The sequence below is a fragment of the Pseudomonas sp. 102515 genome, from assembly GCF_031085165.1.
In the GTDB taxonomy this organism is placed as follows: Bacteria; Pseudomonadota; Gammaproteobacteria; order Pseudomonadales; family Pseudomonadaceae; genus Chryseomonas.
Genome location: NZ_JAVHTY010000002.1, coordinates 868,647 through 891,806, shown reverse-complemented (window position 1 = coordinate 891,806; position 23,160 = coordinate 868,647). Strand labels below are relative to the sequence as shown.

Annotated in this window: 22 protein-coding genes; 11 read left to right on the top strand and 11 right to left on the bottom strand. The window is 67.8% G+C overall.

Annotated elements, in window-relative coordinates:
• Positions 1–11: 11 nt before the first annotated feature.
• The 3 genes from RCF34_RS11230 to RCF34_RS11220 all read left to right on the top strand — a co-directional run bounded on the left by RCF34_RS11230 (position 12) and on the right by RCF34_RS11220 (position 2,787).
• Positions 12–1,163 carry an acyl-CoA dehydrogenase family protein gene (locus RCF34_RS11230; protein WP_308708224.1) on the top strand — a complete coding sequence of 384 codons (1,152 nt, stop codon included), beginning with the start codon at positions 12–14 and terminating at the stop codon, positions 1,161–1,163.
• Between the two features lie 138 nt (positions 1,164–1,301).
• Positions 1,302–2,102 (top strand): universal stress protein, encoded by an 801-nt coding sequence (locus RCF34_RS11225; RefSeq protein WP_308708223.1) that lies wholly within the window; start codon positions 1,302–1,304, stop codon positions 2,100–2,102.
• 133 nt (positions 2,103–2,235) lie between these two features.
• Positions 2,236–2,787: an ATP-dependent Clp protease proteolytic subunit gene (locus tag RCF34_RS11220; RefSeq protein ID WP_308708222.1), complete on the top strand. Its 552-nt coding sequence runs from the start codon at positions 2,236–2,238 to the stop codon at positions 2,785–2,787.
• Positions 2,788–2,849: 62 nt separating this feature from the next.
• Here the strand turns inward: RCF34_RS11220 and RCF34_RS11215 are convergent, their stop codons facing one another.
• On the bottom strand, positions 2,850–4,625 hold the full coding sequence (locus RCF34_RS11215) for a glycoside hydrolase family 5 protein (protein WP_308708221.1): 1,776 nt from the start codon (positions 4,623–4,625) through the stop codon (positions 2,850–2,852).
• A 396-nt stretch (positions 4,626–5,021) separates the two neighbouring features.
• Between RCF34_RS11215 and RCF34_RS11210 the strand changes: the two genes are divergently transcribed.
• Entirely contained in the window at positions 5,022–5,429 is a 408-nt protein-coding gene (locus tag RCF34_RS11210; RefSeq protein WP_308708220.1) for a response regulator, read from the top strand.
• Between the two features lie 66 nt (positions 5,430–5,495).
• A complete protein-coding gene (locus RCF34_RS11205) occupies positions 5,496–5,708 on the top strand; it encodes a hypothetical protein (RefSeq protein ID WP_308708219.1) in 213 nt (70 codons plus the stop codon).
• A 14-nt stretch (positions 5,709–5,722) separates the two neighbouring features.
• Here the strand turns inward: RCF34_RS11205 and RCF34_RS11200 are convergent, their stop codons facing one another.
• Positions 5,723–6,184, bottom strand: a complete 462-nt coding sequence (locus RCF34_RS11200; protein WP_308708218.1) for an Lrp/AsnC family transcriptional regulator — start codon at positions 6,182–6,184, stop codon at positions 5,723–5,725.
• Between the two features lie 223 nt (positions 6,185–6,407).
• Between RCF34_RS11200 and RCF34_RS11195 the strand changes: the two genes are divergently transcribed.
• From RCF34_RS11195 to RCF34_RS11175, 5 genes are read left to right on the top strand one after another with little or no spacing between them, the layout of a single operon-like run.
• Positions 6,408–7,640, top strand: a complete 1,233-nt coding sequence (locus RCF34_RS11195; RefSeq protein WP_308708217.1) for a thiamine pyrophosphate-dependent enzyme — start codon at positions 6,408–6,410, stop codon at positions 7,638–7,640.
• Positions 7,641–7,644: 4 nt separating this feature from the next.
• Positions 7,645–8,703 carry an alpha-ketoacid dehydrogenase subunit beta gene (locus RCF34_RS11190; protein WP_308708216.1) on the top strand — a complete coding sequence of 353 codons (1,059 nt, stop codon included), beginning with the start codon at positions 7,645–7,647 and terminating at the stop codon, positions 8,701–8,703.
• Position 8,704: 1 nt separating this feature from the next.
• On the top strand, positions 8,705–10,009 hold the full coding sequence (locus RCF34_RS11185; RefSeq protein ID WP_308708215.1) for a dihydrolipoamide acetyltransferase family protein: 1,305 nt from the start codon (positions 8,705–8,707) through the stop codon (positions 10,007–10,009).
• Between the two features lie 5 nt (positions 10,010–10,014).
• The gene (gene lpdA, locus RCF34_RS11180) at positions 10,015–11,397 is read left to right on the top strand and encodes a dihydrolipoyl dehydrogenase (protein WP_308708214.1); all 1,383 of its coding nucleotides are present in this window, start codon (positions 10,015–10,017) and stop codon (positions 11,395–11,397) included.
• Positions 11,394–12,413, top strand: a complete 1,020-nt coding sequence (locus RCF34_RS11175) for an AraC family transcriptional regulator ligand-binding domain-containing protein (protein WP_308708213.1) — start codon at positions 11,394–11,396, stop codon at positions 12,411–12,413. Before lpdA ends, RCF34_RS11175 begins: the two co-directional genes overlap by 4 nt.
• On the opposite strand, the gene RCF34_RS11170 is transcribed toward RCF34_RS11175, so the two are convergent.
• The 9 genes from RCF34_RS11170 to tyrS all read right to left on the bottom strand — a co-directional run bounded on the left by RCF34_RS11170 (position 12,410) and on the right by tyrS (position 21,382).
• Entirely contained in the window at positions 12,410–12,811 is a 402-nt protein-coding gene (locus tag RCF34_RS11170) for an ester cyclase (RefSeq protein ID WP_308708212.1), read from the bottom strand. The genes RCF34_RS11175 and RCF34_RS11170 overlap by 4 nt on opposite strands.
• Before the next feature lie 62 nt (positions 12,812–12,873).
• Positions 12,874–14,127 carry an amidohydrolase family protein gene (locus tag RCF34_RS11165; protein ID WP_308708211.1) on the bottom strand — a complete coding sequence of 418 codons (1,254 nt, stop codon included), beginning with the start codon at positions 14,125–14,127 and terminating at the stop codon, positions 12,874–12,876.
• Positions 14,124–15,431 carry an MFS transporter gene (locus RCF34_RS11160; protein ID WP_308708210.1) on the bottom strand — a complete coding sequence of 436 codons (1,308 nt, stop codon included), beginning with the start codon at positions 15,429–15,431 and terminating at the stop codon, positions 14,124–14,126. The genes RCF34_RS11165 and RCF34_RS11160 overlap by 4 nt, the downstream gene beginning before the upstream one ends.
• Before the next feature lie 184 nt (positions 15,432–15,615).
• Positions 15,616–16,518 carry a LysR substrate-binding domain-containing protein gene (locus tag RCF34_RS11155; RefSeq protein ID WP_308708209.1) on the bottom strand — a complete coding sequence of 301 codons (903 nt, stop codon included), beginning with the start codon at positions 16,516–16,518 and terminating at the stop codon, positions 15,616–15,618.
• Positions 16,519–16,583: 65 nt separating this feature from the next.
• The gene (locus RCF34_RS11150) at positions 16,584–17,369 is read right to left on the bottom strand and encodes an enoyl-CoA hydratase (protein WP_308708208.1); all 786 of its coding nucleotides are present in this window, start codon (positions 17,367–17,369) and stop codon (positions 16,584–16,586) included.
• Positions 17,370–17,389: 20 nt separating this feature from the next.
• A complete protein-coding gene (locus tag RCF34_RS11145) occupies positions 17,390–18,574 on the bottom strand; it encodes an acetyl-CoA C-acyltransferase (protein WP_308708207.1) in 1,185 nt (394 codons plus the stop codon).
• Between the two features lie 10 nt (positions 18,575–18,584).
• A complete protein-coding gene (locus RCF34_RS11140) occupies positions 18,585–19,352 on the bottom strand; it encodes an SDR family NAD(P)-dependent oxidoreductase (RefSeq protein ID WP_308708206.1) in 768 nt (255 codons plus the stop codon).
• 98 nt (positions 19,353–19,450) lie between these two features.
• On the bottom strand, positions 19,451–20,050 hold the full coding sequence (locus RCF34_RS11135) for an SDR family NAD(P)-dependent oxidoreductase (protein ID WP_308708205.1): 600 nt from the start codon (positions 20,048–20,050) through the stop codon (positions 19,451–19,453).
• Between the two features lie 87 nt (positions 20,051–20,137).
• The gene (tyrS, locus tag RCF34_RS11130) at positions 20,138–21,382 is read right to left on the bottom strand and encodes a tyrosine--tRNA ligase (protein WP_308708204.1); all 1,245 of its coding nucleotides are present in this window, start codon (positions 21,380–21,382) and stop codon (positions 20,138–20,140) included.
• Between the two features lie 606 nt (positions 21,383–21,988).
• Here tyrS and RCF34_RS11125 point away from each other — a divergent pair.
• The gene (locus RCF34_RS11125; protein ID WP_308708203.1) at positions 21,989–23,158 is read left to right on the top strand and encodes a GAF domain-containing protein; all 1,170 of its coding nucleotides are present in this window, start codon (positions 21,989–21,991) and stop codon (positions 23,156–23,158) included.
• The last annotated feature ends 2 nt before the right edge of the window (positions 23,159–23,160 follow it).

Genomic DNA, 23,160 nt, shown 5'->3' with positions numbered 1-23,160 from the left:
GGGAGGCTCTCATGCACGACATCGAACTCTCCGAAGAACAACGCATGATCCGCGACCTGGCGCGTGACTTCGCCCGTCGCGAGGTGGCGCCCCACGCCCGGGCCTGGGAAAAGGCCGAATGGATCGACGACGCCGTGGTCGCCCAGTTGGGTGAACTGGGGCTCTTGGGCATGGTGGTGCCCGAGCAATGGGGCGGCACCTATATGGATTACGTCGCCTATGCCCTGGCGGTGGAAGAGATCTCCGCCGGCGACGGCAGTCTCGGCGCCCTGATGAGCATCCACAGCTCGGTGGGCTGCGGCCCGTTGCTGCGCTACGGCAGCGCCGCACAGCAGGACCGCTGGCTGCCCGACCTGGCCGCCGGCAAGGTCATCGGCTGCTTCTGCCTGACCGAACCCCAGGCCGGCTCCGAGGCGCACAATCTGCGCACGCGGGCGGTACTGGAAGGCGACAGCTGGGTGCTCAATGGCAGCAAGCAATTCGTCAGCAACGGTCGCCGCGCGGGCCTGGCCATCGTCTTCGCGGTGACCGATCCGGAGTTGGGCAAGAAGGGCCTGTCGGCCTTTCTGGTGCCTACCGACACCCCCGGCTTTCGCGTCGAGCGCACCGAGCACAAGATGGGCCTACGCGCCTCCGACACCTGCGCGGTCACCTTGGACAACTGCCGCATCCCGGCGGCCAACCTGCTGGGCGAGCGCGGCAAGGGCCTGGCCATCGCCCTCTCCAACCTGGAGGGCGGTCGCATCGGCATCGCCGCCCAGGCCCTGGGCATCGCCCGCGCGGCCTTCGAGGCGGCGCTGGGCTATGCCCGCGAGCGCATCCAGTTCGACAAGGCGATCATCCAGCACCAGAGCATCGCCAACATGCTGGCCGACATGCATACGCGCCTCAACGCCGCGCGGCTGCTGATCCTGCATGCCGCGCGGCTGCGCACGGCCGGCCAGCCCTGCCTGAGCGAAGCCTCCCAGGCCAAGCTGTTCGCCACCGAGACGGGCGAGTGGGTGTGCTCCAAGGCCATCCAGATCCATGGCGGCTACGGCTACCTGGAGGACTATCCGGTGGAGCAGTACTACCGCGATATCCGTATCACCCAGATCTACGAAGGCTCCAGTGAAATCCAGCGGCTGTTGATCACCCGGGAACTCGATCGCTACGAAATGTGAGGGCGTCCGGGATGACGGCCGTGACCTGCCCAGCAAAAGCCGAAGATGACATCCAGGCGTCATCTGGACGGCGCTGGGCCGGTGCTACGCTCCTGACAGGGATCGTGTCTGGTCCCGGTCTCGCCAAGGAATACCGTTATGGCCTCCCTGCTCGCCTGCATCGATGGATCCCCCCACGCCGAGAGCGTCTGCGACCACACCGCCTGGTTGTCGCGACGGCTGGATGCACCCGTCACCCTGCTGCATGTGCAGGAGTCGGCCAGCAGCGGCAAGAAGGTCGCCAACGGCGCCCCGGTCTATCTGGACGATGACGTCGGCGCCGGCCTGGCCAAGGCGCTGCTGCTCAATGCCCGCCAGCGCCTGCTGCAGCAGGGCCTGACCTCGGCGCCGCAGATCCTGCGCCGCCCCGAGGGGCTGGTGGACACCCTCAAGACCCTGGAGGCGGACACCCGCCTGCTGGTGATCGGCAAGCGGGGCGAGCGCTCCGGAGACAGCGGCATCGGCAGCCAGCTCGAAGCCGTGGTGCGCGCCGTGCACCGGCCGATCCTGATCTGCTCGGGCCCCTTCAAGCCACCGCGCCAGTTCACCATCGCCTATGACGGCCGGGAAGCCACCCACCAAGGCATCCTGGCGCTGGCGCGCAGTCCGCTGCTGGCCGGCATGAGCGGCACGCTGCTGCGCGTTGGCGAAGACGATCCGATCCTGCGCAAGCGCCTGGATGACCTGGCCCTGCTGCTGCGCAGCGCCGGTTGCCGGGTGGACACCACCGTCGCCCATGGCGATGTGGAGCGCATCGTCCCCCGCCACCTCGACGAACGCCGGGCCGATCTACTGATCATGGGTGCCTACAGCCACTCCTCGGTCTGGCGCTTCCTGCGCGGCAGTCGCACCACCCAGCTGCTGCACAAGACCGAGGTGCCGATGCTGCTGCTGCGCTGAAGCGCGGTCAGTCCCTGCCGGATGCGTTTCGTCGGCGAGCCGGCGCCGGCACTCAAGCCGACCCGAAAGTCGCCGAAGCAGAAGACATAGAGCCCTGCCCTCCGCCGGGCTCCCCGGCGCGTCGGTAGGCCCCATGAGCACCCATGTCATCCATTTCACCGGTCCCATCAATTCCACCAGCTGCGGCCAGCTGATCGCCCAGTGCTCCCAGGCGGTCCAGCAGGACGCCTCGCGCATCCTGCTGAAGATCGCCACCATGGGCGGCGATTGCAGCTACGGCTTCACGATGTACAACTTCTTGCTGTCCCTGCCGGTGCCGGTGCACACCCACAACCTGGGTACCGTCGAGTCCATGGGCAACATCCTCTTCCTGGCTGGCGAACACCGCACCGCCAGTCGCCACAGCAAGTTCCTCTACCATTCCTTCTACTGGAATCTGAACAACTCGGTGGACCATGCGCGCATGGCCGAATACGCCATGTGCCTGGACTACGACCTGGATCTCTACGCCCGCATCGTCGCCGAGCGTACGGCCGGTGCCGCCGAAGCCCTGGACATCCACAGCTGCCTCAAGGCCAATGCCCGGCTGCTGAGCCCGGAAGCGGCCCTGACCACCGGCGTGATCCATGCCGTGGACGAATGCCGGGTGCAGCCGGGTGAGGTCACCACCTTCATCCATCTTTGAGCGGGCAACAAAAAACCCGGTGACCAATGGCCACCGGGTTTTTTGTTGCCCGCTCCTGGCTATCAGCGGCTGAAGGACACCAGGGTGTTGGGGTAGCCGACGCTGGCATCCAAGCGGCTGGCGTCGAAGAATACCCCCAGGTTGCTCGCGCCCTCCTGCACATAGCTGATCTTGAGGATCTGGCCATTGACGAGGCGTACCGAGCCACCCAGCTTGAAGGCCGAGCGATTGGCCGCGGTGGCCGGGATGGAGATGGCCGCGGCGCGACGGTAGACGCCGCGATTCCAGTCGGAATTGGTGAAGTCGTTGATGGTGCTGCTGACGCTGGCGGCGCTGGTCACGCCGGTAGGCGACACGGTCACGGTCTTGGGATAGCCCACGGCGTTGCCGTTGAACGGCGTGCCCTCGGTGAAGACGCCCAGGCTGTTGCCGACCTGCACCCCGGAAATCCGCCGCACCTGGCCATCCGCGGTGGTCAGGTAGGCACCGGCCTTGAAGGCGGCGCGATTCACCGCGGTCCCGGGTACCGAGATAGCGGCCTTCTTGAGGAATACCCCCTTGTGCCAGTCCGGGTTGGTGAAGTCGTTGACCACCGAGGTCACGGTACCGGCGGTCGCACCGGTGCTCGGCGGAATCTGCACCTCGGCGTTGCCACCGGTGTTGCCTGCGTTGCCTGCGTTGCCGGTGTTGCTGCCGCTACCGGAATTGCCCACGGCGCCGGCGCTGCCGCCTGCCGAGCCGCTGTTGCCGGTGGCGGTACCGCCGGTAGCCGGCGCGGTGCTGCCACTGGCGACCGGGCCGATGGCGGTGCAGCTGCTGTCGTCCAGGTACTTGCGCAGGGTCGGCCACTGCGGTCGCTCCTGGCCATTGATCGGCTCCACCGACATGAAGTAGCTGCCCCAGCCGGGACCGGCAGCCCAGTAGGAGGCCGGGATGCAGTTCTGCTTGAGGTACGCCAGCATGTTGTCCATCAGCAGGTTCCAGCGCGGATTGTTGTCCGGGACGCCGAATTCACCGATGTAGCCGCGCTTGCCGTTCTTCTTCAGCCAGTCGACGAAGGGCTTCACCCGGGTCACGCCATAGTTGGCATCGAGCTTGTTGACGTCGGTCTTGTCGTAGCTGCCGCCGGCGTTCTCGTCGAAGTAGGAATGCGCCGAGAAGATGATGTTGTTGGCCGGGTCCTTCAGCCCCAGCAGGACATCGTTGAATTCGGCCCAGCGGGTGGCGCTCGACCAGCCGTTGCCTTCGACGATCACCGGCCGGGTGCTGTCCACCGCGCGCACGCCATTGATGCCGTACTGGGCCGCGGTCGGCCAGTAAGCCATGGCATCGTGGGGCTCGTTCATGATGTCGTAGGCGTACAGCGAGGACTGACCGCTCCACTGCCGCGCGATATGGGTCATGATCTCCTGGTAGCGGGCGTAGGGTACGCCACTGGTGCCGATCACCTGACCGCGATAGCGGGCGTAGTTGTGCAGGTCGAGGATGATCTTGATGCCGTGCTTCTGCGCATAGCCGAAGGTCTGGTTCACCAGGGCCACGTAGGCGCTGTCCAGCGGTCCGCCCAGGCTGGGCTGCAGGCGCTCCCAGATGATGGGGAAGCGAATCAGCTTCACGCCTCGCGCGCTCCACTGCTGGAAGTAGGCTTCCACCGGGAAGATGTAATTGGTGCCGTTTATGCCGGGCAGCACCTGGGGCGCGAAGCCCGCACCAGACAGATTCAGACCGACCAGACTGACAGGCTCGGCCTGGGCGAAGCCAGCGGACAGCGCGACGACAGCAGCGGCCGCGGCGAGCGGACGACGAAGGGCGGTAACAACAGAGCGAATAGGCGTCATGGACAGGTACTGCTTTGGGAGGCGTGGCGTCGATGTCCTTTGTGTACGAGCGAAGCCTGGGTTTAGGTAAGGCCACTGGGACGTGACAAGAAAGTACTCTGCGTCCTGCAGTTCTCTACCTAATACAAGTCATATGCCAGGTCGCTGAAACCTTTCACTCGACTGGCGGTCCTTCCGCTTCGCTGTCACGCTGAAAGTCCCGCCCCAGAGCCATTAAAGGAAACGTAACCAAATGTGCGCGACATGGGGTCGCAGCATCGAAAAGCTGCGTCTGAAAACATAATCACACCCTTGAGACAGAAATCTGACGCCAGATTCATTGGCACGCAGGCTGGGGAATTTTCCCGGGTCGCGGCTATCCAAGGTTCAGCAACGTCTTGTATATAAGGTCCAGTCATGCGCGCAGAACAGCCGGGAACCCCTGTCTTCCGACCCACTCTCCTGGTGGTGGACGACGAGCCACTGGTCGCGGATTTCGTCCGCGAGATCCTCGAACCCGAAGGCTTCAACATCATCGCCGCTGACTCCGCCGACACCGCTCTGACGCTGTTGGAAAAGGAAGACGCCACCATCGACCTGCTGCTCACGGATATCCGTATGCCGGGTTCGATGGACGGGGCGCAGCTGGCCAACATGGTCTGCAAGCGCTGGCCAGACATGCCGATTATTGTCATGTCCGGCTATGAAACGCCGTCCACCGCGAGCATCAAATGCCAGGTGCGCTTCCTGCCCAAGCCCTGGTCGATCGGTCAGCTGATCGATGCAGTGAACGGCGTCGCCTATTCGGTTACGCCCAGCGCCTGAAGGTTGAGGAACCCAGGCGATGTGAACAGTGTCACATCGCCACCTCGACCCTCCGGATGCCTCCCCATGCTCGCCCTCACCCACGCCTTCGCTGCGCAACTGCCCAACGTCGACTGCCTGTTCGGCCCGCTGACCCCGGATGGCGGTCTGCCGGTACAGTGCGGCCGCGCGTCCAGCGACCGCCGCCTGATCCTGATACTGGATATCGCCCGACTGCGGGACAGCGCCTATTGTGCCGCCCAGGCGCAGCAGGTCCGCCACTCGCTGGGTGTCCGCTAGCCCCCCTCCTTCCGTCAGAGCAGCGGCGCCGGCCTGAGCAGGACCGCCTTGAGCGAAAAGGCCGAGGTCACGCTGGACACTCCGGGGATGCAGGTCAGCGTCTCGGCGAGAAAGTGCTGATAGCTCGCGAGATCCTGCACCACCACCCGCAGCACATAGTCGGCATCCCCGGTCATCTGGAAACAGCTCATCACCTGGGGTGCCTTGACGATCTCCCGTTCGAAGGCCCGCAGGTAGTCGGTGGATTGCTTTTCCAGGCGCACCGAGACGAAAACGCTGACACTGCCGGCCAGCCGGGTTTCGTCGAGTTGGGCGTGATAACCCTGGATGTAGCGCTCCTCCTCCAATCGCTTGACCCGCCTTAGCGTCGGGGTCAGCGACAGCCCGATCCTTTGCGCCAGATCGCGCCAGCTGAGACGGCCATCGGCGGACAGGGCGTTGAGGATGCGCAGGTCGATACGGTCCAGACCAGCCATGGTGCAAAGCCTCCACTGTTGTTCTTGTACTGAGTTCAATAGCACCAAAAGCCCAGGCTGCCCACCGCGAAATTGCGGCAAAACGGCTAGCAATGCCGGCCTATACTCAGGTGACCAATAACAAGAATGCCGAGGCCTCCACCATGTGGCACCCTGCATCGCATCCGGACGGTCAACCCGTCCTGCGACCCGCCCGCACCCTCATCCAGCTGGAGGGGCGGTCATGAGCGACTACCCACCCCTGCGCCTGCACGTCCCCGAGCCCAGCGGCCGACCGGGACGCCCCACCGATTTCAGCTACCTGCAACTCTGCCCCGCCGGCCGTGCGGAAAAGCCGCCGGTGGACGTGGCGCCAGTAGATACCCGTGAACTGGCCACCCAGCTGATCCGCATCCTCGACGAAGACGGTCGCGCCGTCGGCCCCTGGGCGACAGAAGAAGCGCCCGAACTGCTGCTGCAGGGCCTCAGGGCCATGCTCAAGACGCGGCTGTTCGATGCGCGGATGCTCAAGGCCCAGCGGCAGAAGAAGCTGTCCTTCTATATGCAGTGCCTGGGCGAGGAGGCCATCGCCGTCGGCCAGACCCTGGCGCTGCGCCCGGACGACATGCATTTCCCCACCTATCGCCAGCAGGGCATCCTCATCGCCCGCGAGGCGCCGCTGGACGAGATGATCTGCCAGCTGCTGTCCAATGCCCGCGATCCGCTCAAGGGTCGCCAGCTGCCGGTGATGTACTCCTACCGCGACCTCGGCTTCTTTTCCATCTCCGGCAACCTGGGCACCCAGTACATCCAGGCGGTGGGCTGGGCCATGGCCTCGGCGATCAAGGGTGATACCCGCATCGCCGCCGGCTGGATCGGCGACGGTGCCACCGCCGAAGGCGACTTCCATGCCGCCCTCACCTTCGCCCACGTCTACCGGGCGCCGGTGATCCTCAACATCGTCAACAACCAGTGGGCCATCTCCACCTTCCAGGCCATCGCCGGCGGTGAGGGCATCACCCTGGCCACCCGTGGCCTCGGCTATGGCATCGCCGCCCTGCGGGTGGATGGCAACGACTTCCTCGCCGTGCTGGCCGCCTCGCGCTGGGCCGCCGAACGCGCCCGTCGCAACCTGGGGCCGACCCTGATCGAATGGGTGACCTACCGCGCCGGCCCCCACTCCACCTCGGACGATCCGTCCAAGTACCGTCCCGCCGATGACTGGACGCATTTCCCCCTGGGCGATCCCATCGACCGGCTCAAGGCGCACCTGATCGGTCGTGGCCTCTGGTCGGACGCGCAGCACCAGGCGCTGACTGCCGAGCTGGAAGCCGAGGTGGCCGCCGCGCAGAAGGCCGCCGAAGCCCACGGCACCTTTGCCAGCGATCTCGCCCCCAGCGCCGCCGACATGTTCGAGGAGGTCTACCAGGACCTGCCGCCGCACCTGCGCCGCCAACGCCAACAGCTCGGGAAGTGACGCCATGACCGTACAACAGGAAACCGACCTGCCGACCCAGGCCGGCAGCCGCAGTACCCTGACCATGATCCAGGCCATCCGCTCGGCGCTGGACGTGATGCTCGAACGCGATGACAACGTGGTGGTGTTCGGCGAGGACGTCGGCTATTTCGGCGGCGTCTTTCGCTGCACCGAGGGCCTGCAGGCCAAGTATGGCGCCTCGCGGGTGTTCGATGCGCCCATCTCGGAAAACGGCATCGCCGGCGCCGCGGTGGGCATGGGCGCCTATGGCCTGCGGCCGGTGGCGGAAATCCAGTTCGCCGACTACGTCTACCCGGCCATCGACCAGATCGTCTCCGAGGCGGCGCGGCTGCGCTATCGCTCGGTGGGCCAGTTCACCTCGCCGCTGGTGTTTCGCATGCCCTGTGGTGGCGGCATCTATGGTGGCCAGACCCACAGCCAGAGCCCGGAGGCCATGTTCACCCAGGTCTGCGGCCTGCGCACGGTGATGCCCTCCAACCCCTACGACGCCAAGGGCCTGCTGATCGCCTCCATCGAGAGCGACGATCCGGTCATCTTTCTCGAACCCAAGCGCCTCTACAACGGCCCCTTCGACGGCCACCACGACCGCCCGGTGACGCCCTGGTCGGGCCATCCAGCCAGTGCCGTGCCGGACGGCTACTACCGGGTCGAGCTGGAACGGGCCGCGGTGGTCCGTCCCGGCAAGCAGGTCACGGTGCTGACCTATGGCACCACCGTCTGGGTCGCCCTGGCGGCCGCCGCCGAGACCGGCATCGACGCCGAGGTGATCGACATCCGCAGCCTCTGGCCGCTGGACCTGCAGACCCTCACCGATTCGGTGAACAAGACCGGCCGCTGCGTGGTGGTCCACGAGGCCACCCGCACCTGCGGCTATGGCGCCGAGCTGGTGTCCCTGATGCATGAGCACTGCTTCCATCGCCTGGAGGCGCCCATCGAGCGCGTCACCGGCTGGGACACCCCCTATCCGCATGCCCAGGAATGGGACTACTTCCCGGGTCCGTCCCGGGTCGGCGCCGCGCTCAAGCGCGTCATGGAGGTCTGAGATGGGTACCCATGTCATCAAGATGCCCGACATCGGCGAAGGCATCGCCGAGGTGGAACTGGTCAAGTGGTACGTGGCGGTGGGGGATGAAGTCGGCGAAGACCAGACCCTGGCCGACGTCATGACCGACAAGGCCATGGTGGAGATCCCCTCCCCAGTGGTGGGCCGGGTGGTCGCCCTGGGCGGCGAGCCCGGCCAGGTGCTGGCCGTGGGCGCCGAGCTGATTCGCCTGGAGGTGGCCGGCGCCGGCAATCTGCGCGACGCCAATCGCCCCGCGCCGGAGGAAGCCGCTCCGGCGCCAGCAGCAGCACCAGCACCAGCACCCACGGCGGAAGCACCCACGCCCGAGACGGCCGCAGTCCCGCGACGTACGGACCCGGAGCTTCCGCATGACGCCGAGCGACCGGCTTCCCGTCCGGTCTCCGGCAGCCCGCCGCTGGCTTCGCCGGCGGTGCGCCAGCACGCCTGGGACCTGGGCATCGAGTTGCGATTCGTCACCGGCAGCGGTCAGGGCGGGCGCATCCTGCATGGCGATCTGGAAGCCTATGTGCAGCAACGCGACGCCGGACTGCCGCCCGCCACCGGCGGCGGTGGCCTGGCGAAACGCAGTGGCGAGGAGCGCATCCCGCTGATCGGCCTGAGACGCAAGATCGCCGAGAAGATGCAGGCCGCCAAGCGGCATATCCCCCACTTCACCTATGTGGAAGAGGTGGACGTCACCGAGCTGGAAGCCCTGCGCGCCACCCTCAATCAGCGCTGGCAGGGTCGTCGTGCCCATCTCACCCTGCTGCCCTTCCTGGCTCGCGCCCTGGTGGTGGCCGTGCGGGACTATCCGCAGATGAATGCGCGCTTCGACGAGGAGAGCAGCACCGTGACCCGCTACGGCGCCGTGCACCTGGGCATCGCCACCCAGGGCGAACAGGGGCTCGCGGTGCCGGTGGTGCGCCACGCCGAGACACTGGATCTCTGGGGCTGCGCCCAGGAAGTGGCCCGGCTGGCCACCGCGGTACGCAGCGGCAAGGCCGGTCGCGACGAACTTTCCGGCTCGACCCTGACCATCAGCAGCCTCGGTCCGCTGGGAGGCATCGCCTCCACACCCATCATCAACCATCCCGAGGTGGCCATCATCGGCGTCAATCGCATCGTCGAGCGCCCGGCCTTCCGCAATAGCCTGGTGGTGCCGCGCAAGCTGATGAATCTCTCCGCCTCCTTCGACCACCGGCTGATCGATGGCCAGGACGCCGCCAGCTTCATCCAGGCCGTGCGCCAGCTGCTCGAACAACCCGCCACCCTCTTCCTGGAGTAGCAGCCATGGACACCCGACTCCTCATCATTGGCGGCGGCCCCGGCGGTTATGTCGCCGCCCTGCGCGCCGCCCAGCTGGGCATCGCCACCACCCTAGTAGAAGGCGCCGCCCTCGGCGGAACCTGCCTCAACGTCGGCTGCATCCCCTCCAAGGCCATGATCCACGTGGCCGAGGAATACCATCGGGCCTGCGGTCGTGCGGAACAGGGCAGCCTGGGCATTCGCCACGGGCGCCCGGAACTGGACCTCGGCCAGGCCGTGGCCTGGAAGAATGGCATCGTCGACCGTCTCACCACCGGCGTCGCTGCCCTGCTCAAGAAGCAGGGGGTGACCGTCGTCGAAGGCTGGGCCGAGATCCTCGACGGCAAGACCGTCGAGGTGCAGCGCGAGGGCGGCGAGCGGCTGCGCATCCGCACCGAGCACCTGGTGCTGGCCATGGGCTCCACCTCGGTGGAATTGCCCAGCCTGCCCTTCGGTGGTCCGGTGATTTCGGCTACCGAAGCCTTGTCGCCCACGGCGATTCCCGAACACCTGGTGGTGGTGGGCGCCGGCTATATCGGCCTGGAGCTGGGCATCGCCTATCGCAAGCTGGGCGCCCGGGTGGCGGTGGTGGAGGCCCAGTCGCGCCTGCTGCCCGGCTACGACGCCGAACTCACGGCGCCGCTGCGCCAGCGGCTGGAACGCCTGGGTATCGAGCTGCACCTGGGCTGCACCGTCGCCGGTCTGGCCGCGGACGGCGCGGGCCTGCGTATGACTCATGGCGAGGGCCAGGAACAGATCCTACCGGCCCAGCGCATCCTGGTCGCCGCCGGCCGCCGTCCCCGCACCGAAGGCCTGGAACGCCTGCCGCTGGATTACGACGGTCGCTACATCCGCGTCGACAACGGCTGCCGTACCAGCATGACCGACGTCTGGGCCATCGGTGATCTCACTGGCGAACCTCTGCTGGCTCATCGCGCCATGGCCCAGGGCGAGGTGGTGGCCGAGCTGATCGCCGGCAAGCGCCGCCGCTTCGCCCCGGCGGCCATCCCGGCGGTCTGCTACACCGATCCGGAGATCGTGGTGGTCGGCCTCACCCCCGAGCAGGCCAAGGCCCAGGGGCTGGAGACCAGGGTCGCCAGCTTTCCCTTCGCGGCCAATGGCCGCGCCCTCACCCTGGAGGCGCCGGAAGGCTTCGTGCGGGTGGTGGCCCGCGCGGACGACCACCGTATCCTCGGCTGGCAGGCCACCGGGCAGCAGGTGGCGGAACTGGCCACGGCCTTTTCCCACAGTCTGGAAATGGGCATGCAGCTGGAAGACGTCGCCGCCACCCTGCATCCCCACCCCACCCTGGGCGAAGCGGTGCAGGAAGCGGCGCTGCGGGCCCTGGGCCGGGCCCTGCATCTGTGACCGGCCTGCCGCGCGACAGCCTGGCGCGAGGCATCCTCGACGAGGCCCTGGCCGGGCTGTGCCGGCGCAGTAATCTGGCGCCGGACGCCCTGCTCGCCGCCGAAGGCGTCCAGCTCGCCGACCTCCTGCTTGGCCACGAGCGCCTCTCGGCGCCGCTGTTCGGCCAGCTGTGGTATCGCCTGGCGCGGCGTTTAGATGACGAGTTCTTCGCGCTTGGCCCACGTCCGCTCCCGGCCGGCAGCTTTGCCTTTCTCTGCCAGAGCACCCGCCTGCAACCGACCCTGGGCGACGCCCTGCGCCAGAGCGCCGACTTCCTGCGCCTGACCCTGGGCGTCGACCTGCGCCTGCAGCGCAATGGCGAGCAGGCGACCTTGCGACTGGCAGCGGGCAGTCTGCCGGGCAGCTTCGCCGTCTTCACCCTCTGGCTGATCCTGCACGGCCTGGCCTGCTGGCTGGTGGGCCGCCGCTTGCCACTGGAGGAGATCCGCCTGACCGCCGAGGAGCCGCCAGTGGAACTGCTGGCCGACTATCACCAGCGCTTCGGCTCCAACCTGAGCTTTGCCAGCGGCGAAGACTACCTGGTGCTGGACGCCGCGGTGCTGGGCCTGCCGATCCGCCGCAGTGCCGCGGATGCGCGCCGCTTCATCGCCGCCGCCCCGGGCAATCTGCTGGTGCACTATCGCGACGACGCCAGCCTGATCGCCCGCATCCGCGCCCTGTTACGCACTTGCCCCCCAGAGGACTGGCCGGATGCCGTCAGCCTGGCCGCGACCCTGGGTCTCGCGCCCGCCACCCTGAGGCGCCAGTTGGCCGCGAGCGGCCAGACCTACCAGCGCCTCAAGGACGAACGCCGGTGCCGCCTGGCCTGTCGCCAGTTGGACCAGGGCGCCCTGCCCCTGGACGAACTGGCCCTGCGCCTGGGTTTCGCCGACCCCCGCTCCTTCCAGCGCGCCTTTCGCAAGTGGACGGGGCTCAGCCCCCTCGGCTATCGCCAGCGCCAGACCCGGGCGGGTTAGCCCTCGGCAAGCTGGGCAGCGATTGCAGCAATATCGATCACCGAGCGCACTTCGCGGATTCGTCCTTTCTCGAAGCGATAGAAGACGTGCTCGCTGAAGCGCACCTGTCGTCCGTTCACCGCCAGCCCGAATAGCTCGCCGCGCGGTGTGCAGTCGAAATCCAGCTGCGCGGCCAGCCAGGGCGCTTCAACCACTTGCAGCCGCGCGGTGAAGTGCAGAACGAGAATGGCGGCATGATCGCCTTCGAGCATGGCTTGGTAACCCGCCAATCCCAGCGGCCGGCCGTTGTGCGCGACGGCCTCGTGGACATAACGGCCAAGCTCCGTCCAAGCCTGGCGGTTGAGGCAGTCGAGGTAGGCCTGGTAGCGGCTGCCGAGTTCGGTTGCGGCAAGGTGCATCGCGAGTTCTCCATGGGCGTTGACTGCTACATTGCGACCGCGCCAAGCCGGCAAGACGCCCTTCACGCGAGGCGATTCCTCACCAGGCGGCCACCTTGCAGGATGACGTCGAGTCTTTCGCCCTGCCCCACGAGGCAGGAGATATCGGTCAACGGATCGCCATCCACGACCAGCAGATCCGCCAGGGCGCCGGTCGCGATGCAACCCAGCTCGCCCTCGCGCTCGAGGATGCGCGCCGCGACACTGGTGGCGCTGCGCAGGGCTTCCAGATTGCCCAGCACCTCGGCGCGAATGCGCAGTTCCTGGGTCTGGTATTCGTGCATCTCGCCCAGCAGGTCGGAGCCGTAGCCCATGGGTACGCCCGCCTCGGCGAAGAATTCCAGGGCGTGACGGCCCGCCAGGCGGACGTCTTCGATCTTGGCCACGGAATCGGCGGGCAGCCCATAGCGGGCGCCGTGCTCGGCGAGCATCTCGTAGGTCACCTGGGTGGGCACGGCGAAGGCGCCCCGCTCGCGCATGAACTGCGCCGTCTCCCGGTCGACCAGATTGCCGTGTTCGATGGTGCGTACCCCGCACGCCACGGCGCGGCGAATGGCGCGGGCAGTATAGGCATGGGCCATCACATAGGTGTTGGCCGCCTCGGCTTCCTCGACGATGGCGCGGATCTCGGCTTCGCTGTACTGGGTGTTGGCGATGGGATCGGTGGGCGACGAAACACCGCCGGAGGCCATGATCTTGATCTGGCTGGCGCCCTGTTGCAGTTCTTCGCGCACCGCCTTGCGCACGTTGTCCACCCCGTCCACCACCCGGGCGATGGCGCCAGCACGGAAGCAGCAACTGCACGGCTCGTTCAGCAAGAGCTCCCCACGCGCCCGCATGTCACCATGGCCGCCGGTCTGCGACAGCGCCTTGCCGGAGGCGAAGATCCGCGGGCCCGGCACCAGACCCAGGGCAATGGAGCGCGCCAGCGCCCAGTCCGCACCGCCGGCATCGCGAACGGTGGTAAAACCGCGGTCGAGCATCGCGCTCAGGATCGGCAAGGCGCGGTACATGATGATGGCGTTGGGCTGCAGGGCGTTGAAACCCAGGTTGGCACTGGACGCCAGCACATGCACGTGGCAATCGATGAGGCCCGGCATCAGGGTACGGCCGCCCAGTTCGATCACCGTGGCATCGCCTGGCGGGTTAGCGCTCTGGTCACGGACCGCGGTGATGCGTTCACCTGTCACCAGCACTTCCTTGCCGGTGATCAGGGTACCGCTCGCCAGATCCAGCAGCTTGCCGTTGCGCAGCAGCAGGGGGGTGCTTCGAGTCATGCGGATTCTCCCGATGGTTGGCCGCTGGCGGCGTCGCGGAACAGCGCGGCGCCCACGGCACTGATGGCCGCGGCGAACATGATGTAGAAGGCCGGCGCCAACGGGCTGCCGGTGGCGGCGATCAGCCAGGTCACGGTAAAGGTGGCGAAGCCGCCGAACAGCGTCACCGCGAAGTTGTAGGCCACCGACAGCCCGGTGGAGAGCACCCGGGTCGGCAACAATTCGCCGAAGGCCGCCAGCAGGCCGCCCAGATAACCGGAGATCAGCAGCCCCAGCACGGCCTGGAACACCAGCAGGGAAGCCAGGCCCGGCCAGCGATTGAGCATCCAGAACAGCGGCCAGGCGGCACAGAAGATGGCCACGGCCGACCCCAGCAGCCAGGGTCGCTTGCTATGGCGATCCGCCAGGCGCCCTACCAGCGGTGTCGCCACCAGCAGCACCAGGCCACCGAGCATGCCGGCGGTGAAGCCCAGGCCACTGGGCAGGCCCAGCACCCGGGTCGCATAGGACGGCAGGTAGAACAGCACGGCATAGGTGCATACCGTCCACAGCACGACCATGGAAAAGCTGGTCGCCGTCTGCCGCGGGTAGACGCGCAGGACCTCGCGCAAGGGCGACTGGGCCCGCTGGACGGTGGCATAGGCCGGCGTCTCGTCGATGCGGCTGCGGATATAGAACCCGATGGGGCCGATCAGCGAGCCGAACAGGAACGGCAGCCGCCAGCCCCAGCTCTCCAGTTGCTCCGGCGTCAACAAGGCCGACAGCAGGGCGCCGAAGCCCGCCCCCAGCGCCACGGCCACGCCGATGCTGGCCTGGATCCAGCTGGAGTAATAGGCCTTCTGGCCAGCGGGTGCGTGCTCGGTGAGAAAGGCGGTGGCGCTGCCCATTTCGCCCCCGGCGGAAAAGCCCTGCAGCAGCCGGGCGAAGACGATGAGCGCGGGCGCGAACAGGCCGAGCTGGGCATAGCCCGGGGTCACGGCGATGATCAGGGTCCCGGCGGCCATCAGCAGGATGGTCAGGGACAGCGCCGCCTTGCGGCCGCTACGATCGGAATAGATACCGAGCAGAATGCCCCCGACCGGCCGCATGAAGAAGCCGACCCCGAAGGTGGCGAGGGCCAGCAGGTAGGAGGTCAGCTCGTTAGCGCTCGGAAAGAACACCTTGGCGATGATCACGGAGAAGAAGCTGTAGACGGTGAAGTCGAACCATTCCAGACCGTTGCCGATCACAGTGGCGACCACCGCCTTGTTGGCCTGGCGGCGCTGAAGGATGGACGGCTGCGAGAAAGTCGTAGCGCTCTGCATTGTTGGCTCCCTGAATGCGAGTCACGCAGGAAACTCGGGAGTCCCTGCACCGGCGACGGCAGTTTCGATGAAGGAAACAGGACGAGGATCTCTGCCCTCTGGCGCCGAGCTTAAGGGGCTACCCGGAACGCGGCAAAACGCTGATTGCAGGTGTTTGCATGCGCCTGGCGCATGCAAGAGGAGGTCAGTGCGGCGCGCTCAGGCTGTCGTTCAGCCAGGCTTCGAAACGGCGTGCCGCCAGGCCCGGCTGACGATCGCCCGGCCACAGCAGGTAGTAACCTCCCTGCCCCTGCACGCATTCGCCACAGGCTGCCACCAGGGCACCCGCGTGCAGATGGGCATCGATCATGGGGCGCCAACCCAGGACGATACCGTGGCCGGCCACCGCCAGATCGACCAGGATGGGGTACTGACTCACGGTAAGGCGCTGGTGGATCCGCGGGGCGGGATAGCCTAGCCGCGCGAACCATTCCACCCAGGACAGCCAGCGCCGCTGCCCGTCCTCGATCATCAGCAAGCGCCGGTCGAGCAATTCCAGGGGGGACAGCTGACGCCCGCCCAGGTAGGCCGGCGCGCAATAGGCGCCCACCCATTCGGGAAACAACTGGCGACCGGCCAACCCCGGGGGCGGTGGCTCACGCAGGAAATAGAGCGCCAGATCGAATTCGGGCTTGAGCAGGGTATCGAGGTTGTCCAGCACTCGCAGGCGCACGTCGATGCCGGGAAAGGCACTGGCGAAGCGGCCGATCAGCGGGCCCAGCCACAGCGCGGCCACACCCGAGGAGCAGGCGAGCACCAGCTGCTGCTCGCCGCTGAGATCCATGACGTCCGCGGTGGTTTCCGCGAGACCCGCGAGCAACTGCTGAACCCGCTCGGCATAGCGCTGCCCGGAGACGGTCAGGTGCAGCCGCTTGTGCTCTCGACGAAACAGTGCGCGACCGAGAAAGGCCTCCAGCTGCGCCACCTGACGGCTGATGGCGCTCTGCGTGAGGTTGAGCTCCAGCGCCGCCCGGGTAAAGCTGCCCAGCCTGACCGTTGCCTCGAAGGCAACCAGATTGGTCAGGGGTGGCAAGGGCTCGATACGCATCCGAAGACTCTGCGACGCTGGGCTGAAACGGTCAGTCTAGCGCCTCTGACGAGCGCGGGGTGTGCTCAACGATGCTCGAACTTCGCCGGGCGCTTCTCGACGAAGGCGGCCATGCCCTCCTTCTGGTCGGCGCTGGCGAACAGCGAATGGAAGACCCGGCGCTCGAAGCGGATGCCCTCGGCCAGGCTGGTCTCGAAGGCGCGATTGACGCTCTCCTTGAGCAGCAGGGTCGCCGGTAGGGAACGACTGGCGATGCCACGGGCGGCTTCCAGGGTGCGCTCCAGCAACTCGTCGGCGGGGAACACCCGGGCGACCAGGCCGGCGCGCTCGGCTTCGGCGGCGTGCAGCTGCCGCCCGGTCAGGCACAGTTCCATGGCCTTGGCCTTGCCCAGGGCGCGGGTCAGGCGCTGGGTGCCGCCGATGCCGGGAATGACGCCCAGGGTGATCTCCGGCAGGCCGAAGCGCGCGGTGTCGGCGGCATAGATGAAGTCGCACAGGAGCGCCAGTTCGCAGCCACCGCCCAGGGCGTAGCCAGCGACGGCGGCGATCAGCGGCTTGCGCCGCTCGGCGATGCGGTCGGCGACGCGGAAGTAGTCATCCAGGTAGATCTGTGGATAGCCCTGCCCGGCCATTTCCTTGATGTCGGCGCCCGCGGCAAAGGCCTTGGCCGAGCCGGTGAGCACCACGCAACCGACCTCGGGATCGGCGTCCAGGCGCGCCAGCATGGCGTCCAGCTCGTGGAGCAACTGGGCATTGAGGGCGTTGAGCGCCTTGGGGCGGTTGAGGGTGATGAGGGCGACACGCGCCTCGATCTCCAGCAGCAGGGTCGATTCGGCAGAGGGTTCGCTCATGGTCTTCTCCTTGTCCTTGTCTAGTCGTTGAGTTCCAGCGCCATGGCCGTAGCCTCGCCGCCGCCGATGCAGATGGCGGCCACGCCCCGGCGCAGACCGCGCTGGCGCAGCGCCTGGATCAGGGTGACCAGGATCCGCGCGCCGGACGCGCCGATGGGATGGCCCAGGGCACAGGCGCCACCGTGCACGTTCAGGCGTTCCGGGTCCAGCCCCAGGGCGTCCTGGGCGGCCAGGGCCACCACGGCGAAGGCTTCGTTGATCTCGAACAGGTCGACGTCGCTCAGCTGCCAGTCGATGCGCTCGAGCAAGGTGCGGATGGCGCCGATGGGCGCGGTGGGAAAGTCACCCGGGGCGCCGGCATGGGCGGCATGGCCACGGATCGTCGCCAGCGGTCTCAGGCCTTCGCTCGCCGCCATGCTGGCCCGCATCAGCAGCAGCGCCGCGGCGCCATCCGAGATGGAGCTGGCGTTGGCCGCGGTGACAGTACCGCCTTCGCGAAAGGCCGGCCTGAGGGTGGGAATGCGCGCCGGATCGGCGCGACGGGGTTGTTCATCGGTGTCGATGCTCAGGGTTTCCTTGCGCCCCGCCACCTCCACCGCGACGATCTCGGTGGCGAAGGCGCCACTGGCCTGGGCCTGGCGCGCCCGGGCGAGGGACTGCTGGGCATAGGCATCCTGGCGCTCGCGGCCGATACCCAGCCGCGCCGCGCAATCCTCGGCGAAGGTGCCCATCAGGCGCCCAGGTTCGTAGGCGTCCTCCAGGCCGTCGAGAAACAGGCTGTCGATCAGGGCGCCGTGGCCGAGGCGGTAGCCGCTGCGGGCCTTTTCCAGCAGATAGGGCGCGCGACTCATGCTTTCCATGCCGCCCGCCACCACCACCTCGGCACTGCCGGCGCGCAGCAGGTCATGGCCGAGGATGGCCGCCTGCATGCCCGAACCGCACATCTTGTTCAGGGTGGTGCAGCGCGTGCTCTGGGCCAGGCCCGCGCCAAGGGCCGCCTGGCGGGCGGGTGCCTGGCCGAGGCCGGCGGGGAGCACGCAGCCCAGCAGCACCTCGTCGACCCGTTCCGGCGCCCAGCCGGCCCGCTCCAGCACGGCGCGAACCACGGCACTGCCCAGGTGCGGCGCCGAAAGCGCCGCCAGTTCACCGCCCAGGGCCCCCATGGAGGTACGGGCGGCGGCGACGATGACAATGGGATCGTTCATGGCAAATCTCCTAGCGCGGGGCCATGCGCAGCGCGCCGTCGAGGCGGATCACCTCGCCGTTGAGCATGGGATTCTCGATGATGTGGCGGACCAGGGCGGCGAATTCCTCGCCGCGGCCGAGGCGCGGGGGAAAGGGCACATTGGCGGCCAGGGCGTCGCGCACCTCGAGGGTCATGCCGGCCATCATGGGCGTCTCGAAGACGCCGGGCGCTATGGTCATGACCCGGATGCCCTGCCCGGCCAGTTCGCGCGCCGCCGGCAGGGTGAGCGCGGCGACGCCGCCCTTGGAGGCGGCATAGGCGGCCTGGCCGATCTGGCCGTCGAAGGCGGCGATGGAGGCGGTGTTGACGATCACGCCGCGCTCACCACCCGCATCGGCCTCACCCTGGGCCATGGCCGCGGCGGCCAGGCGCAGGACGTTGAAGCTGCCCACCAGATTGACGTTGATGATGCGCGCGAAGGCGGCGAGATCGTGGGGGCCGTTGCGTCCGAGGATGCGTGCGCCGCCCACGATACCGGCGCAGTTGATCGCCCCCTGCAGACTGCCCCAGCGGGCCAGGAGGGTATCGATGGCGATGCTCAGGGCTTCCGCATCGGTCACGTCCACGGCGAGCGCCAGGGCCTGGTCGCCGAGCCGTTCGGCCTGGGCCTGCGCGGCGTCGGCCTGGAGATCCAGCAGCGCCACCCGGGCGCCTGCCGCGATCAGCGCCTCGGCGGTGGCGGCGCCGAGGCCGGAACCGGCGCCGGTTACCAGAAAGGTTCGCTCGTCGATGCGCATGGTGGCACTCCCCAGGATGATGGACTCATCTTCGATCCTCGGCCTGGGTCGGACAAGGGCCGGATCGCTCAGCCGCACCGAGCGATCCGGTTCCTCGCTCACCAGGGCAGGGCTTGCCCCTGATAGTCGAGAAAGGCGCAGCCGCGTTGGCTGGCCTTGGCCTCCATGGTCGCCACCAGGCCGGCGACGCTATCGGCCACCGCGACCGGCGCGCTGGTCCCGCCCAACTCGGTACGCACCCAGCCCGGGTGCAGCGCCAGCACGGCGAACGCCGGTTGCTGCCCGGCGACCCAGCTCTGCAACAGGCTGTTGAGCGCCGCCTTGCTGGCGCCATAGAGCGGCATGTCGGCGGCGCGTGCCAGGCTGACGCTGCCCATCTGCGAACTCAGGCAGGCTGCCACCCCCGCGGTGGCCATCCGCGGTGCCAGGGCCTCCAGCAGCCGCAGCGGCGCCAGGGCATTGGTCAGGAACAGCTCGCCCAGCTCCGCGGCGGTCGCCCGCTGCCCCGGCGCCTCCTTCGGCCCCGTGATGCCGGCATTGACGATCAGCCGATCCAGCGGCTCATCGCCGCTTTCGCTCAGCAATCGTGCGCCCAGCTCGGGATCGCACAGATCGCCGGTCACCACCCGCAGCCGCCCCGCGGCGGTCGCCGCCAGGCCGTCCAGCGCCGCATTCGGCGTGCGTACCAGCGCCAGCACCTGGTCGCCACGACCCAGGTAGCGCTCGACCAGCCCCAGCCCTATGCCTCGCGAGGCCCTATCACCCAGACCTTCATCGCCTTCTCCTCAGTCCGCCCGTGTGATGCGCAGATGCCGCTTCTTGCCCAGACTCACCCGTCGACCGACGTCGCCCGCCGTGAGCAGCACATCGGGATCGGGCACGAGCCGCTCGTCCAGCCGCAGGCCACCGCCTTCCGCCAGGCGACGGACCGCACTGCGCGACGGCTGCAATCCCGCTTCGACCAGCAACTGGACCAGGCTGACACCCGCCTCCAGCTGCCGGCGACTCAGGGCGATGTCCGGTAACTGACCCGTACCTTCCTGGTCGGCGAACACCCCGGCGGCAGCTGCCTCTGCCGCGCGCTGCGCCTGCTCGCCATGGGCCAGTCGGGTCGCCTCGTTGGCCAGCACGACCTTCGCCAGATTGATTTCCGCGCCAGCCAGGGCGGCCAGCCGCCGCACCTCGTCCAGCGGCAATTCGGTGAACAGCGCCAGGAAGCGCGCGACGTCGGCATCGTCGCAGTTGCGCCAGAACTGCCAGAAGTCGAAGGCCGATAGCCGCTCCTCGTTGAGCCAGACCGCGCCTTGGGCCGACTTGCCCATCTTGCGCCCATCACGGGTGGCCAGCAGTGGCATGGTCAGGCCATGGAGCTGGGGGCCGCCCTGCCGGCGCGACAGCTCCACGCCGTTGATGATGTTGGCCCACTGGTCGGCGCCACCCAGTTGCAGGGTGCAGCCATAGCGCCGCGACAACTCGACGAAGTCGTAGGCTTGCAGCAGGGTGTAGCCGAACTCCTCGAAGGACAGCGAATGCTGGCGGTCGAGACGACTTCTGATGGCATCGAAGGTCAGCAGGCGATTGATGGAAAAGTGCCGGCCCACGGCGCCGAGGAACTCCAGGTAGCCGAGGCCGTCGAGCCATTCGGCGTTGTCCACCACCTGGGCGCGGCCATGGCCATCGCCGACCTCCAGGTAGCGGTGGAAGGCCTTGGCGATGCCGGCCATGTTCAGGGCGATCTGGCCGTCGGTGAGCACCGGGCGGCTGCTGTCGCGAAAGCTGGGATCGCCGATGCGGGTGGTGGCGCCGCCGATCAGCAGGAGGATAGGGTGACCGGCGCGCTGCAGCCAGCGCATCAGCATCAGGCCCTGCAGGTGGCCGACGTGGAGGCTGTCGGCGGTGGCGTCGAAGCCGAGATAGCCGGTCACCGGTCCGGCGGCAAGGGCGCGCGCAAGGCCGTCACGATCGGTGGCCTGGTGCACGAAGCCGCGGGCTTCGAGGGTGGCGAGCAGGTCTCGCTGGGTGCTGTCCATGGGGTCTCCTGTGGCTGGACGGTGCCTGGGAGACCGGGAGAAGTTGCCTTGACCGAGCCGCCCTAGGCGGTTCGGTCATGCAGCGCAGTACCTACCACCCGATGTTGGTCAGGTAGTAGTAGTAGGCGCTGATGGGGCAAAGGAAGGTTCGCATGGGACGTCACGCTACCGGCTTGCCCAGCGGTTGGCAACTGCGAACCGCTCGCACTGCCGCTTCGACCAGATGTCGCACCTCCCCTGGCAGGCGCTGAACGAACGGCGACAGTGGCGTTCCGACACCTGTCCTTTGCCAGCAGTATCGAGACGCAGAGATGAGCGCACCTGCTCCACCCCCCGAGATCCCCAGCACCGGCATGGCCGTCCCAGGTGTATCTGGACAAGGAACAGCCCTTGCGTGAAAGGATCTCCCCGATGAAAAGCATTACCCCGGCCAACCTGCTGTTGCTGCTGCTCTGCCTGACCGTGCTGGCCTATGCCACCGACCTGATCGGCTAGACGGAGGCGGCCCGAACGTCCGCCACGCGGATCGCTCAGCCGGCAGACGGTTGCCCTCGGGCGTCTCTTGGCCTAGCGTTCAGGGCCTGTCCGCCAGAGAACTACCGCGCCATGCCCAGCCAACCCTCCAGTACCGTCGAAAGCATCGAGCTGCTGGCGTCCCTGGACTCCGTCGCGGCGCTCCTGCGCGTCGTCTGCGATGTCAGCGGCCTTGGGGTCGCCACTGTTGCCGAGGTCACCGAGCAGCGCTGGATCGCCTGTGCGGTGGAGGATCGCATCGCCTACGGCCTGCAACCCGGCGCCGAACTGGATCTCGAATCCACCCTCTGCAACCACGTGCGCTCCTCCCACGACGCCGTGATCATCAGCGACGTGACCCAGAATCCCACCTACTGCGACCATCCGGCGCCCGGCCTCTATGGCTGGAAGAGCTATCTGTCGGTCCCGGTGTTTCGTCCCAACGGCACCTTCTTCGGCACGCTGTGCGCCTTCGATCCCCAGCCCGCGCCGCTGCTCGAGCAGCGCCCGGTGATCGCTACCCTGGACGGCTTCGCCCGCCTGCTGGGCGAACTGCTCGCCCGGGAAGAACAGCGTCGCGAGGAAAGCCCCGGTGCGCGTGGCGACGTCGATCTCACGCCGTTGCGCGAACAGCTGCTGGTGCTGCTGGAAGAGGATCTGCAGCGGCCGCTGCAGGCGCTGGCCAAGAACGCGCCCGCGGATGCCTCCCAGGCGCAGCGCTGGCAAGCCGAGGCCCAGCGCCTGGCCGAACGCAGCGCCGCGGCTGCCGACTTCGTGCGCGCGCGCCTGGGCCATGGCCTGCCCCTGAAGCCGGCCCTGGTGGAAGGCGTCAATGATCGGCTCCAGGACCTGATCGCCAGGCTGCAGACGCGTTTCCCCGACCAGACCCTGCGCAGCGAGTTGCCCGCGCTACCCGCCGCCCTGCGCCTCGACCTGCCGCGCCTGCTGCAGGCCGTGGGCGCGCTGCTGGAGTGGGTCGCTTCCCGCAATCCTGCCGGCGGCACCCAGCTGCTGCGCGGCGTGCTCGACGAACGCTGCTATCGCCTCGCCGTGGAAAGCAGCACCGCCGTAGTGGACCCCGCCACCCTGAACCAGGTGTTCCAGCCGCTGCTGACCCAGGCCGATGCCGGGCAACCCGCCCGCCTGGACCTGGGCTGCTGTCTCGCCCAGGAAATCGCCCGCGGCCATGGCGGCAGCCTGGTCGCGCGCCTGGAAGACGACCGCCTGCGTTTCATCCTTACCCTGCCCACTGCCCTGGATTGATA